General features: G+C 57.3%; 9 protein-coding genes and 1 other RNA gene. All 10 read left to right on the forward strand.

Going from position 1 to position 14,952, the window contains the following annotated elements; all coding sequences use genetic code 11:
* Nucleotides 1–7 precede the first annotated feature (7 nt).
* Nucleotides 8–832: a heterodisulfide reductase-related iron-sulfur binding cluster gene (locus AC19YQ_RS11300; RefSeq protein ID WP_133078315.1), complete on the forward strand. Its 825-nt coding sequence runs from the start codon at nt 8–10 to the stop codon at nt 830–832.
* Nucleotides 829–2,286, forward strand: coding sequence for a LutB/LldF family L-lactate oxidation iron-sulfur protein (locus tag AC19YQ_RS11305; RefSeq protein ID WP_133078316.1), 1,458 nt, complete (start codon nt 829–831; stop codon nt 2,284–2,286). The genes AC19YQ_RS11300 and AC19YQ_RS11305 overlap by 4 nt, the downstream gene beginning before the upstream one ends.
* Entirely contained in the window at nt 2,286–2,957 is a 672-nt protein-coding gene (locus tag AC19YQ_RS11310) for a LutC/YkgG family protein (protein WP_500595136.1), read from the forward strand. The genes AC19YQ_RS11305 and AC19YQ_RS11310 overlap by 1 nt, the downstream gene beginning before the upstream one ends.
* The gene (locus AC19YQ_RS11315) at nt 2,954–5,761 is read left to right on the forward strand and encodes an FAD-binding and (Fe-S)-binding domain-containing protein (protein WP_500595137.1); all 2,808 of its coding nucleotides are present in this window, start codon (nt 2,954–2,956) and stop codon (nt 5,759–5,761) included. Before AC19YQ_RS11310 ends, AC19YQ_RS11315 begins: the two co-directional genes overlap by 4 nt.
* A gap of 256 nt (nt 5,762–6,017) precedes the next feature.
* Entirely contained in the window at nt 6,018–6,299 is a 282-nt protein-coding gene (locus AC19YQ_RS11320; RefSeq protein WP_133078319.1) for a PA2433 domain-containing protein, read from the forward strand.
* 71 nt (nt 6,300–6,370) lie between these two features.
* Nucleotides 6,371–6,762: a transfer-messenger RNA gene (ssrA, locus tag AC19YQ_RS11325) on the forward strand.
* 173 nt (nt 6,763–6,935) lie between these two features.
* Nucleotides 6,936–8,141 (forward strand): tyrosine-type recombinase/integrase, encoded by a 1,206-nt coding sequence (locus AC19YQ_RS11330; RefSeq protein WP_056789441.1) that lies wholly within the window; start codon nt 6,936–6,938, stop codon nt 8,139–8,141.
* Between the two features lie 140 nt (nt 8,142–8,281).
* Nucleotides 8,282–13,186: a DEAD/DEAH box helicase gene (locus tag AC19YQ_RS11335; RefSeq protein WP_056789444.1), complete on the forward strand. Its 4,905-nt coding sequence runs from the start codon at nt 8,282–8,284 to the stop codon at nt 13,184–13,186.
* A 484-nt stretch (nt 13,187–13,670) separates the two neighbouring features.
* Nucleotides 13,671–13,886 (forward strand): helix-turn-helix transcriptional regulator, encoded by a 216-nt coding sequence (locus AC19YQ_RS11340; protein ID WP_034133699.1) that lies wholly within the window; start codon nt 13,671–13,673, stop codon nt 13,884–13,886.
* A complete protein-coding gene (locus AC19YQ_RS11345) occupies nt 13,886–14,941 on the forward strand; it encodes an AAA family ATPase (protein WP_056789448.1) in 1,056 nt (351 codons plus the stop codon). The genes AC19YQ_RS11340 and AC19YQ_RS11345 overlap by 1 nt, the downstream gene beginning before the upstream one ends.
* Nucleotides 14,942–14,952 lie beyond the last annotated feature (11 nt).

The following is a 14,952-nucleotide window of genomic DNA, read 5'->3' on the forward strand; positions in this document are numbered from 1 at the left end:
ACGCCTGATGAGCGAGCTTTTCTACAATGCCGTGCCGAATGCGACCCGCGTCGCCCCACCCCTGCCAACTCCTCGCCAATACCCTGCGCATAAACCGCGCAAGGTCTATCTGTTCGGCACCTGCGTAGTCGATCTGTTCTTTCCCGAAGCCGGGATGGACGCCATCCATCTGATCGAGCGCGAAGGTATCGAAGTCGATTACCCGCAAGGTCAAAGCTGCTGCGGACAACCGGCCTACACCTCGGGCTACACCGACCAGGCACGGGAGGTGGCACGTTCACAGCTGGCCCTGTTTGCTGAAGATTACCCGGTGGTCGTGCCGTCCGGCTCCTGCGCCGGCATGCTGCGCGAGCACTACGAAGACCTGTTCAAAGACGAGCCCGAAACCCTGAAAAAGGTTCACGCACTGGCTGATCGCACCTTTGAGCTCACTGAATTTTTGCTGTTTGTGTGCAAGGTCCAATTCCAGGACCACGGCGCCCCGGTCAAGGTCGCGCTGCACACCTCATGCTCCGCACGCCGCGAAATGAACACCCACCTGCACGGCCGCGAAATGCTCGCGCAACTGAGCAATGTGGAACGCATCGACCACAGCCACGAAAGTGAATGCTGCGGTTTTGGTGGGACATTCAGCGTACGCATGCCGGATATTTCCGGCGCAATGGTCGCCGACAAGACCCGCTCCCTGATTGAAACCGGCGCGCATCAAGTGCTCACCGCCGACTGCGGCTGCCTGATGAACATCAACGGCTCGCTGGAAAAACAGAAACAAGCCCTGCGCGGCCAGCATCTGGCCAGTTTTCTGTGGCAGCGCACTGGAGGTGAGCAATGAACGCCAGCACCCTGATTCCCACCGTCGCGGTTGAAGAAGACTTCCGCGAGCGCGCTCACGAAGCCCTGGGTGACAAGCAACTGCGAAACAACTTTCGCAGTGCAATGGATTCCCTGATGACAAAACGCGCCGTGGCCTTCAGCGACGCCCACGAGCGCGAACACTTGCGCGCACTGGGCAACGCCATCCGCGCCCGCGCCCTCTCCAAACTGCCCGACCTGCTGGAACGACTGGAAGCCAACCTGACCCGCAACGGGGTGCAGGTGCATTGGGCCGAAACCGTCGAGCAGGCTAACGAAATCGTCATGTCCATCGCTCGCCGCCGCGCCGCCAAACAGGTGATCAAAGGCAAGTCGATGGTCAGCGAAGAGATGGAAATGAACCACGTGCTCGGCGCCCAGGGGATTGAATGCCTTGAGTCCGACATGGGTGAGTACATCGTTCAACTGGACAACGAAAAACCGTCCCACATCATCATGCCCGCGATCCACAAAAACGCAGGGCAAGTGGCCGACCTGTTTCACGAAAAGCTCGGCGTGGAATACACCAAAGACGTCGACCAACTGATCCAGATCGGTCGACGGGTACTGCGGCAAAAATTCTTCGAAGCTGATATCGGCGTGTCGGGGGTCAACTTCGCCGTCGCCGAAACCGGCACCTTGCTGCTGGTGGAAAACGAAGGCAACGGCCGTATGTCGACCACCGTGCCCCCCGTACACATTGCCGTCACCGGTATCGAGAAAGTCGTCGAAAACCTGCGCGACGTTGTACCACTGGTGTCGCTGTTGACCCGCTCTGCACTGGGCCAGCCAATCACCACCTACGTCAACATGATCTCCGGCCCGCGCAAACCCGGCGAGCTGGACGGCCCTGAAGAAGTGCACCTGGTACTGCTCGACAACGGCCGCAGCCAGGCGTTTGCCGACAGTGAACTGCGCCAGACCCTGAACTGCATTCGCTGCGGTGCCTGCATGAACCACTGCCCGGTTTACACCCGCATTGGCGGCCATGCCTACGGTGAGGTCTACCCGGGTCCTATAGGCGCAATCATCACCCCGCATATGGTTGGCCTGGCCAAAGTTCCAGACCACCCGAGCGCATCGTCGCTGTGCGGTGCCTGTGGCGAAGTGTGTCCGGTAAAAATTCCTATCCCGGCATTGCTGCGACGCCTGCGCGAAGAGAACGTCAAAGCGCCCGATACCTCTCCCCGCATCATGCGCGGCCAGGGCAGCAAGTATTCACGCAAGGAACGTCTGATCTGGAACATGTGGGCCAAGCTCAACAGCTCACCCGCCCTGTACCGCGTATTCCTCAAGGCCGCCACCCGCCTGCGCGGGCTTACGCCGAGCAATGTCGGCCCGTGGACGCAAAACCACAGCGCCCCCAAACCCGCTGCCCGTTCGCTGCACGACATGGCCCGCGAACATTTGGCGAAAAAGTCGGGAGACCAGTGATGAGCGCTAAACAGAATATCCTCAACAAACTGCGCAAAAGTCTGACTGGCACCACACCGGTGCCTGACAACTTCGACGAAGTGCTGGTGACAGAGCCCTGGACCTATACCCCGGAGCAACGCATCCCACAGCTGCGCAAATTGATGGAAGCCGTACACACCGAAATCCACCTCAGCACTGAGCAAGACTGGCCAGCGCTGCTGGCGCAATTGGTCACCGACCGTCAATTGCCCAGTTTGCTGATTGCGCCGACTACACCCCACGGACAGAAAGTAACCGCGCACTGGGCACAAAACCCTGCGCTGCCAACGCTCAAAGCCTACGATCGCCCGGTGGAAGAGTGGAAGGCCGAACTGTTCAACGACACCCCGGCCAGTTTCACCACCACCCTGGGGGCGATTGCCGCCACCGGCAGCCTGATCATGTGGCCTACCCCTGAAGAACCCCGGCTGATGAGCCTTGTACCACCGGTGCATTTTGCATTGCTCAAGGCCAGTGAAATCCGTGACAACTTCTATCAGGTGCAGCGCGAGATGAACTGGTCAGCGGGCATGCCGACCAATGCATTGCTGGTGTCCGGTCCGTCGAAAACCGCGGATATCGAACAAATCCTCGCCTACGGCGCCCACGGTCCGAAAGACCTGATCGTGTTGATTCTGGAGGATGCATGAGTCTGCCCGCCGCATTTGTGCGTGATGCCGAACGGCTGATACCGCAAGACCGCCGCTTCAACGATCCACTCTCCACCCTGGCTTTCGGCACTGACGCGAGCTTTTATCGGCTGATTCCCAAGCTGGTGATTCGGGTTGAGTCCGAAGACGAAGTCGTCGAACTGCTGAAGCTTGCCCGGCGCGATCAAGTGTCGGTGACCTTCCGCGCCGCGGGCACCAGCTTGTCAGGCCAGGCCATCAGCGACTCGGTGCTGATCGTGCTGGGGGATAACTGGAACGCCAGGGAAATTCGCGACCAGGGCATGCAAATCCGCCTGCAACCCGGCGTCATCGGCGCGCAGGCCAACGCCTGGCTGGCCCCGTTCGGACGCAAGATCGGCCCCGACCCGGCCTCGATCAACGCCTGCAAAATTGGCGGCATCGTCGCCAATAACGCCAGCGGCATGTGCTGCGGCACCGCGCAAAACACCTACCACACACTGGCTGGCCTGCGCGTGGTATTGGCCGACGGCACCCGGGTCGACACCGAAGATGCGAGCAACATCGCCGCCTTTCGCCAAAGCCACGCCCCCCTGCTCGAACAACTTGGAACTTTAGCTCGCGAGACCCGCGCCAACACTGAACTGGCTGCCAAAATCCGGCATAAATACCGTCTGAAAAACACCACAGGCCTGTCACTTAACGCCCTGGTAGATTTCGATGACCCGCTGGATATCCTTAGCCACCTGCTGGTGGGCAGCGAAGGCACCCTGGGCTTTATCAGTGCAGTGACCTACGACACCGTGATCGACCACCCGAGCAAGGCTTCGGCGCTGATCGTGTTCCCGGACGTTGAAACCTGCTGCAACGCTGTCACCGTGCTCAAGAGCCAGCCCGTCTCCGCCGTAGAACTGCTGGACCGCCGCAGCTTGCGCTCGGTACAGGACAAGCCGGGCATGCCCGCTTTCGTACAACAGCTGTCGGCCAATGCCTGCGCCCTACTGATCGAGTCTCGCGCAGCAACTCAGACGCTGCTGCACGAGCAACTGGGGCAAATCATGGCCTCGCTGTCGACCTTCCCGGTCGAGAAACAAATCGACTTCACCGAAGACCCCGCCGAGAACGCCAAGCTGTGGGCCATCCGCAAGGACACCTTCCCGGCAGTCGGTGCGGTGCGTAAAACCGGCACCACGGTCATCATCGAAGACGTGACCTTTCCGGTCGAACAACTGGCCATCGGCGTCAACCGCCTGATCGAACTGTTCGACAAGCACCACTACGACGAAGCGATCCTCTTCGGCCACGCGCTTGAGGGCAACCTGCACTTCGTCTTCACCCAGGGCTTCAATAATCCTGAAGAAGTGGCGCGCTACCAGGCCTTTATGGATGACGTGGCGCAACTGGTAGCCGTGGAATTCGGCGGCTCGCTCAAGGCCGAACACGGTACGGGCCGCAACATGGCACCCTTTGTCGAGCTGGAATGGGGCAGCGACGCTTACCAGTTGATGTGGGCACTCAAGCGATTGCTCGACCCGCAGGGCATTCTCAACCCGGACGTGGTGCTCAGCGAAGACCCGCACATCCACCTCAAACACCTCAAGCCGATGCCCGCCGCAGACGAGATTGTGGATAAGTGCATCGAATGCGGTTTCTGCGAGCCGGTGTGCCCGTCCAAGGGACTGACCCTCAGCCCCCGCCAGCGAATTGTCATCTGGCGTGACATCCAGGCTAAAAAGCGCGCAGGCATCGACACCACCGAACTGGAAAAAGCCTACGCCTATCAGGGCATTGATACCTGCGCAGCGACAGGGTTGTGCGCGCAACGTTGCCCGGTTGGCATCAACACCGGCGAACTGGTGAAAAAACTGCGTGCCCGCACAGCCCACAGCGCGAAAACCGCCGACTGGCTGGGCAATCATTTTGCAACCACGTTACAAGGCGCACGCTTCACCCTGCATGTGGCCAATGGCGCACGCATGATGCTGGGGGCGCCACGCCTGGGGAAAATTTCGGCAGCACTGACCAGAGCCAGCAAGGGCCGCGTGCCGTTATGGACCAACGCCATGCCCCAGCCGGAGCGCGCAATCCGCTTTAGTCCGCCAGTCAATGATGAGCGGCCACGGGTCGTGTATCTGGCCGCCTGCGTCTCTCGGGTCATGGGCCCGGCAGCAGGCGACAGCGAACAAATGTCGCTGCTGGACAAAACCCGCGGCCTGCTGGAAAAGGCTGGCTACCAGGTGGTATTCCCCGACAACATGGACAGCCTGTGCTGCGGCCAGCCGTTTGCGTCCAAGGGATACAACGAACAAGCCGAGCACAAGCGTCAGGAACTGATCGGGGCATTGCTGCACGCCAGCCGTGGCGGGCTTGATCCGATCTACTGCGACACCAGCCCGTGCACCTTGCGTCTGGTGCAGGATCTGGGCGAAACCCGCCTGGACCTGTACGACCCCGTTCGATTTATTCGCACCCACCTTGTGGATAAGTTGAGTTTCACCCCGCAAACCGCACCGATAGCCGTGCATGTCACCTGCAGCACCCAGCACCTGGGCGAAGGCCAGGCACTGATCGACATTGCACGCCTGTGCAGCACCCACGTAGTGATCCCGGAAGGCATTCACTGCTGCGGCTTTGCTGGCGACAAAGGCTTCACCACACCGGAGCTGAACGCTTACTCGCTGCGCACCTTGAAAGACGCAGTGCAGCAGTGCAGCGAAGGGATTTCGACCAGCCGCACCTGTGAAATTGGCCTGAGTCAGCATGGCGGGATTGATTACCACGGCCTGGTTTATCTGGTGGACCGCGTCACCCGCGCCCAGGCCTGAAAATGTGGGAGCGGGCTTGCTCGCGATGGCATCTGCGCGATCAGGCAGAATCACCGCGCCATCTGCATCGCGAGCAAGCTCACTCCCACCAAAAACAATCGACACCTGCGCCCGTTTTCGAACGCAAAAAAACTCGCCAAATACAGGCAGAACTCCCGAGCGTGGCTATAGTCAATTGGCTTAAGGCCCCAATCTTTGGGGCATATAACCGAGCCTGGAAACACCGGGCCTACCCTGTGCACAAGGAGTTTTCCCCATGAAGCGTACCGCTCTTGCTGGTCTGTTTATTTCCGCTGTGATGTTGGCTTCCCCGGTGTTTGCGGCAGATGACCTTTGCCAGATCAACCTGCAAAAGATCAATGATGCTGTAGCCAGCTCTGGAGAAATCAGCTCCGACTTACAAGACAACATCGACAGCACCGTAGCCCAGGCCAAGGAAGAACAATCCAAAGGCACGAAAGAAGGCACTCAAGCCTGCATTTCACTGACTACCCAAGTGCTCCAGGACATCTCCAACAACAACAAAGGTGGTGAGTAACCCCTTTGGGTTGGCCTTCTGCGCCAGAAAGGCGTAGACTCCGCAGGCTTGCTGGATACACAGCAAGCATCGGGGCCGTTTAGGATTCGACGCCGGTTGCGAAACTCTAGGTGCATGCCGAGTTGGTAACAGAACTCGTAAATCCACTGTTGCAACTACTTATAGTTGCCAATGACGAAACCTACGAGGGTCAAGCTCTCGCAGCGTAAGCTGCCTTAGCCATCCTCCTGGTACCTTCGGGTCCAGCAATCACTAGGGGATGCCTGTAAACCTGAAGTGATTGTCATATAGAACAGGATCGCCGTGCAGTACGTTGTGGACGAATCGGCTAAAACTTACACAACTCGCCCAAAGCACCCTGCCCTTCGGGTCGCTGAGGGTTAACTTAATAGATACGGCTAAGCATGTAGTACCGACAGCGGAGTACTGGCGGACGGGGGTTCAAATCCCCCCGGCTCCACCAATTTGTCTTCCCAGGAAGACCCAGAAAAGCCGTAAAGCCTAGAGAAATCAAAGCTTTACGGCTTTTTTCTTGCCCGCGTTTTCCCACCTAATCCCAGGGCATCCCACGGTTGACGGGGGCATATATGGGGGCATAAAACGCTCATCTGCTCGCTCGGAGAGGATGTGCCCCCAATGCCCCTGAAAGACACAAACTGCCGCAACGCCAAGCCACAGGACAAGCCGTACCGCCTGTACGACGAACAAGGTTTGTACCTTGAGGTGCAGCCCAAAGGAGGCCGTTACTGGCGCTTGAAGTACCGCTTTCTGGGAAAGGAAAAACGCCTGGCTCTTGGCGTTTACCCAGAGGTCGGCCTGCAGGAGGCGCGGCGAAAACGTGATGATGCTCGTGTCCAGCTCGCCAGCGGCCAAGACCCTTCACTGCAAAGACGCATGGCCAAGGTGGTCAGCCAGCTGGATCACCAGCACACCTTTGAGTCGGTTGCCGCGCAGTGGCTGAGTGTTCGCGAGTCATCCTGGGATCCGGAATACACCCGCACAGTGCGGCAGCGCCTTGAGCTCAATGCCTTCCCCTGGCTGGGAAAACTCCCGATCAGCAGCATCAGCACGCCCATGCTGGTAGAAAACCTCCAGCGCATCATCAAGCGCGGCGCGCGCGAGACAGCACGTCGTGTTGCTCAGATCTACAAGCAAATTTTCGAGTTCGCCGAAGCTGCCGGCATCACCCCACCCAACCAGATTGGGAATCTCTCACGTACGCTCCCAGCCAAGCGGGTGAAACACTTTGCTGCCGTGACCGACCCTGAAAAGCTCGGCGCTCTACTTAAAGCGCTGGATAGCTATAGCGGAACGATGCCTGTTTGTTGTGCCTTAAAACTGGCTCCGTTGCTGTTCTGCCGACCCGGAGACCTGCGTCACATGGAGTGGTCGGAGGTCAATCTGGATACGGGCGAATGGTTGATTCCTGGTCACAAGATGAAAGGGCTTACTGCCACCAAACAGGATCGGCCGGATCATTTGGTTCCTCTCAGCCAACAAGCAGTCGCGGTTCTGCGCGAGCTGAAACCACTCACCGGCAGACATCGGTACGCCTTCCCCTCGGCACGAGGAGGCGACCGGCCGATGTCCAACAATGCCGTACTCAGCGCATTACGCCGCATGGACATCAGCGGCGACGAAATGACTGGGCACGGCTTTCGTGCGACAGCGAGAACCATAGGTGCGGAGGTGCTAGGATTTCGCCCCGATCTCCTGGAGCATCAGCTTGCTCACACGGTAAAAAATCCGCTGGGACGTGCGTACGATCGAACCACCTTCTTGCCGGAGCGCCGCGAAATGATGCAGACATGGGCCGATTATTTGGACTCGATAAAAAACTGAATGCGCGCTCGCGCCATCAGCCGGCCCCCTTGAAACCAGCACAAGCACCATCGCTTCGCATGAGTACGGGCTGAATTGCTAAACTGCGCGGATTTGGCGTCTGCAATGCGCCACGCATAGTTCAAAAGGAATTCCTGCCGATGTCAGCCTTATCAGCCTTGCTCACTACCTACCGCAGCGCTTCTGTCACCGAACGCGAAAAAGGTACTTACTTCGAAGAGCTGGTTTGCACTTATCTGCGCAACGAAGCCACCTACCGCGACCTGTACGAAAAGGTATGGACATATGCGCAATGGGCCAAGGAGCAAGGACTCAGCGGCAAAGATGCTGGCATTGATTTAGTGGCTCGCACCCAGGGCACCGGCCAATACCACGCTATCCAGTGCAAGCTGTATGCCGAGGACTACAAAGTCCAGAAGAAAGACATCGACAGTTTCTTTACCGCCTCGGGCAAAACGCCATTCTCGCACCGCGTCATCGTTACCACCACTAACAACTGGAGCGAGCACGCCGAGGATGCGCTTCAAGGCCAGCAGCCCCCAGTCAGTAAGATCGACTTACAAGCCTTGGAAGACAGCCAAATTGACTGGGCCAAGTATCAACCCAATCAGGCAGTCGCCCTCAAGGCCAAGAAGCAGCTTCGCGATCACCAACAGACCGCATTAAACGCCGTAGCCGCCGGCCTCAAGGATGCCGAGCGCGGCAAGCTGATCATGGCTTGCGGCACCGGCAAGACCTTCACCAGCCTGAAGATTGCCGAGCAGCAGGCCGGTAAGGGTAAGCGCGTACTGTTCTTGGTGCCCAGCCTGTCGCTGCTATCGCAGACCCTTACCGAATGGACGCAGGAAAGTACCACCCCGCTCCACAGCTTTGCCGTCTGCTCCGACAGTGACGTAGGCAAGAAGCGCAAAGCAGAGGATGACGCGGTTCAGGTGTTCACCCACGAGCTGCGCTACCCGGCTACCACCCAGGCGGATCGCCTTGCAGCGGAAATGCTCAAGCGCCATGATGTCGAGCACATGAGCGTGGTGTTCTCCACCTATCACTCCATCGACGTGATCAGCCGTGCCCAGGCTGATCATGGCCTGGCCGCTTTCGATCTGGTGATCTGCGACGAAGCGCACCGCACCACGGGCGCCACCTTTGGCGACGATGACGAAAGCAACTTTGTGCGCGTTCACGATGCCGACTACATCCGCGCCACCAAACGTCTGTACATGACCGCCACGCCGCGCATCTACGGTGACAACGCCAAGCTCAAGGCCGAGTCCGGTGAAGTCACCCTGTGCTCGATGGATGACGAAGCGCTCTACGGCAAAGAGCTGTTCGTCATCAACTTCTCCGAGGCCGTTCAGCGGGGCCTGCTCACCGATTACAAGGTGCTGGTACTCACCGTCGAGGAGAGCACCATCAGCCGGCGCCTTCAGGAGATGCTGAAGGACGAGAATAACCAGCTCAAGGTAGACGATGCCGCCAAGATAGTCGGCTGCTGGAAAGCGCTGGCCAAGCAGGGACTAGCCGAAAACCTGGTGGGTGATGATCAGCCCATGAAGCGCGCCGTAGCTTTCTGCCAGGTCATCTCGCCCAACTACAAGGGCACCAAGCACAAGGTCAGCTCGATCAACATCGCCAGCATGTTCCAGTCGGTGGTGGAGGCTTATCAGGAGTCAGAAAACATCGATGAGGCCTCACGCATTATCTGCGAAGCCGCACACGTCGATGGCGGCATGAATGCTAGTGCTAAGGAAGCCAAACTCAACTGGCTCAAAGAGGAACCGCCAGCCAATACCTGCCGCATCCTCAGCAACGTGCGCTGCCTGTCTGAAGGAGTGGACGTACCGGCGCTTGACGCCGTGCTCTTCCTCACCCCGCGCAATTCCCAGGTCGACGTTGTGCAATCGGTGGGCCGGGTGATGCGCAACGCACCGGGTAAAAAACGCGGCTACGTGGTGCTGCCCGTGGTCATTCCGGCCGGCATGGAGCCCCACGAAGCGCTTAATGACAACCAGACCTACAAAGTGGTCTGGCAGGTGCTTCAGGCACTGCGTTCGCACGACGACAGCTTCGACGCCATGGTCAACAAGCTCGACCTGATCGGCTCTGACCCGCGCAAGATGGAAGTCATCGCCATCACCGACAAGGCCGATAAAAAGGCCAGGAAAACTAGCGGCACCAGCAACGGCCAGGCAGGCAAAGGCCAGTACGGCATTGGTGAGAAACGCGCTAAATACGATGTCGAAGGCCAGATGACCCAGCAGGCGGAGCTGGCCTATGAGGTGGGGGAAATCGAGAAGGCCATCTACGCCAAAATCGTCGACAAGTGCGGCAACCGCCATCACTGGGAAGACTGGGCCAACGACATCGCCAAGATCGCCCGTACCCACATCGACCGCATCCAGGGCATTTTGGAGAATCCTGAATACACTCAGGAGAGAGCGACTTTCGAGACCTTCGCCGCTGAGCTGCGAGATGATCTCAACGACAGCATTACAGATGGCGAGATCGTCGAAATGCTTGCCCAGCATCTGGTAACCAAGCCCGTGTTCGATGCGCTGTTCGATGAATACAGCTTCGCCAGCCACAACCCCATGTCCAAGGCCATGCAAGAGGTACTGGACGCGCTTCATGAACATCACCTGGCCAAGGAAGTCGACACCCTGGAGAAGTTCTACGCCAGCGTGCGTCAACGTGCGGCTGGTATCAACAACGCACAGGGTAAGCAGAAGATCATCGTCGAGCTGTACGACAAGTTCTTCCGTAACGCTTTCCCCAAGATGACCGAGCGCTTGGGCATCGTCTACACCCCGGTCGAGGTGGTGGACTTCATCCTCCACAGCGTCAACCACCTGCTGCAACAGGAGTTCGGCCAAACCCTTGGCAGCAAGGGTGTTCACATCATTGACCCCTTTACTGGCACGGGCACGTTTATCACCCGCCTGATTCAGTCAGGCCTGATCAAGCCAGAAGAGTTGCCGCACAAGTACCGGCACGAGATCCACGCTAACGAGCTGGTACTGCTGGCCTACTACATAGCTGCCATCAATATCGAAGCTGCTTACCACGGCGAAGTGCTCGACGAGTACGCACCGTTTGAAGGTATCTGTCTGACCGATACCTTTCAAATGTACGAGAAAGACGATCTGGTGGATGTCCTATTGGAGGACAACAGCGCCCGGCGTAAGCGCCAGAAGGAGTTGGATATCCGCGTCATCATTGGCAACCCGCCGTACTCAGTTGGCCAAAAAAGCGAAAATGACAACAACGATAACGTCGAGTATCCACATTTGGATAGCCGCATTCGCGGCACATATGCGGCACGCTCCAAGGCGGTTCTATCTAAGGGGCTATATGATAGCTATATTCGCGCCATTCGTTGGGCTAGTGACCGCATTGGAGATAGCGGGATAATTGGCTTTGTTACAAATGCCGCCTTCATTGAAACAAACACATTCGATGGACTACGCAATTGTCTGGTAGAAGAGTTTTCCAGTTTGTATATTTTCCACCTACGCGGCAATCAACGCACTGTAGGCGAGACGTCCCGTAAAGAAGGCGGCAAAATTTTTGGCAGCGGCAGCCGCGCGCCAATTTCCATTTCCCTTTTGGTCAAGAACCCAAAAGCTTGTCAGCAAGGCGCTATTTACTTCCACGATATTGGCGACTACCTGAGCAAGGAAGAAAAGCTGGAACGCATAAGTAGCCTGGCCAGCGTGGCTGGCATCTCTAAATCACAAGGCTGGCAGACTCTCACCCCGGACGCCCATGGAGACTGGTTGAAGAAGCGGGATAGCAGCTTTGGGGGGTTCATTACCTTAGGGGATAAAAAAGACCCTACAGCCACCGTATTGTTTGACAACTACTCTCATGGAGTCATTACCAACCGAGATGCTTGGTGCTACAACAGCTCTGGGACTGCGGTTGCAGAAAACATGCGTCACATGATCAGTTCTTACAACAGCGATGTAGCAAAGACTATTGCTACATACCCTGCCCTGGACAAGAAATCACTTGCAGATGTGATTGAATCAATCATCAACACTGACCCAACAGATATCAGCTGGACGAGATCACTAAAGGCAGAGCTCTGCAAGACTAGCCGAATCGAGTTTCTTCCGGAAAGCTTGACTCAGTCAATGTACAGGCCATTCACCAAGCAATGGATGTACTTCAACAGAAAGCTTAATGAAATGGTTTACCAAATACCTAAGATTTTCCCAGGTGGAGGAGCAGCCAATAAGGTTATCTATTTGAACTCTCCCGGAACTCAGCGAGGATTCTCGGTCCTGATTTGCAACCAAGTCCCTGACCTTCACCTGCTACAGACTGGTCAAGGCTTCCCGCTCTTCCTCTACGACGAGGCAGCCCAAACCTCAGAAGACGATCTGTTTGCCGAGCAAGCTGAAAGCGGCCTGCGCCGCCGCGAAGCCATCACCGACGCTGGTCTGGCTCACTTTCACACGGCCTACCCAGGCGAGCTGATTAGCAAGGAAGATCTTTTCTACTACGTCTACGGCGTTCTCCATTCGCCGGACTACCGCGAGCGTTTTGCCGACAACCTCAGCAAGGAACTGCCGCGCATTCCGGCAGTGAAGAAGGCTGCCGACCTCTGGGCCTTCAGCAAAGCTGGCCGCACTCTGGCTGACCTCCACCTGAACTACGAAACCGTCGAGCCGTACCCGCTGACCATCGAAGCCAAAGGCCCGCTCACCGACGCGGATTACCGCGTGGAGAAGATGAAGTTCGCCAAGAAAGGTGACAAGACCACAGTCATCTACAACCACCGCATCACGCTCAAGGGCATCCCCGAAGCGGCATGGGATTACGTGATCAACGGCAAGGCGGCGCTGGACTGGGTGATGGAACGCCAGGCTGTTCGAACCGACAAAGCCAGCGGTATCGTCAACGACGCCAATGACTGGGCCGTGGAAACCATGGGCAACCCCAAGTACCCTCTGGAGCTGTTCCAGCGCGTGGTCACCGTCAGCTTGGAAACCCAGAAAATCGTCAAGGCGCTGCCCAAACTCGATATCGGCACAGATGACTAGTTGAGTCCGATAGAACGCTAAGCATTCAGTCAACTACTGCCTTGGTTGGGCCACCCTTTCCCAACCAAGGCAGAGCATCTGCTGATTGCCAGCCCGGCACTCTCATGTTAAAAATTGCCCGTCCCAAGCGATCCCTATCGATCCGCAACGGTCCGCCACGTCGCTCTGGTAACGACGTTAAAAAACTTTCGCCTCGTTCGCATCCGCTGAACGGGCCGCATCAGCTGGCATTGGCTGATTTGCGTATCTGGTCAGAACACTCGCAGTCCGTTCTGCTCCTAGAAGCCTTAGTGCCCTAGAACTTCTGTAGCCCACAACGACCTCCGACGCTACCGACCATAAATCTCGGAAACGCGCATATACCTATGCGTGTGGCAAATGCCCCTGCTCGCTATATAGCCAGCCGATATCCGTCTTTTTACCCTTTTTAGCAGTAGTGCCGGAGGACGCTGCTCCACGCTCCAGAACCTAGGACTCAAAACCTATGGCAATGCACGTTAGCAACTTTGACGACGTCGGCGACGATGACAAGATTCTTCGTTTGCGCGATGTCGAAGCAATCGTCGGCCTAAAACGTTCAACGATCTATCGGAAAATATCGGAAGGCCTTTTCCCGCGACAGCGCCTTTTGTGCGGCTCCAGCGTCGGTTGGCGTAATAGCGAAGTCCAGGCTTGGATTCGGCAAAGGGAGGCGCTGTAATGCAGCGCCGAACACCTCAACAACCGGGCTGGATGATAGAACTCACAGCAGCGGTCGATATTCCAGCGGAAAAAATCCAGTGGATTTGGCCAGGCTGGCTGCCAAAGGCAAAGTTATCCATTCTTGCCGGCGCAGGTGGATGCGGCAAAACCACGCTGGCAATCTCGCTGGCCGCCACGCTCAGCAGAGGTGGTGACTGGCCAGACGGCAGCAAATGTGAGGCACCAGGCAACATCGTAATCTGGAGCGGCGAGGATGGTATCGCTGACACGATCATTCCCCGCCTTACGGCTGCAGATGCAGACCTAACCCGCGTGCACATAATCGAAGGGCTAAGTGATCAGCGTGGGAACAGGCGACAGTTTGATCCTGCAGCCAACTTTGCCCTTTTGAATGAGGCAGCCGCACGGATTGACGGCGTTTCATTGCTGATTTTCGATCCACTGATCAATCTTATTCGTGGGGATATGCACCGAGCAAACGAGGTTCGGCAAGGGCTACAAATGGTAGTGGATTTTGCAGAGCGGCATTGTTGCGCTGTCCTCGGCATATCTCACCTGAACAAAGGTACGGCCCAGTCTTCCGCCGCTAATCGTGTAATCGGCAGCCAGGCATTCTCCGCGCTCGCTCGCACTGTACTGGTGGCAGAGAAGGATCAAAATTCAGAAGCCAGGGTGCTTGTCCGAGCCAAGTCCAACGTTTCGATTGATAACGGAGGAATCGAGTATTTCGTTGAGCCCATCGTTATAGACGAGCAGCTGGAGACAACCTGCATCCGATGGGGAGAGGCCATCGACGGTAGCGCTGAAGCCATTCTCGCTGCTATCGAGCAAACGGGTGATGCCAGACCCGCATCAGCTACTCAAGAAGCGCGCAGCTTTCTTGAGGAGACGTTGCAAGCTGGGCCTGTTGCAATCAATGCGTTGATGGCTTTAGCTGAAGAACGTTGCATTTCTTCGGCGTCACTTCGCAGAGCCCAGAAACAGCTAGGTATACGTTCACACAAAACAGGTATGCAGGGCGGATGGGCATGGGAGCTTCCCACCGCTCCCTGAAGGCGCTCAAC

The organism is Pseudomonas sp. MF06569 (genome assembly GCF_059862735.1).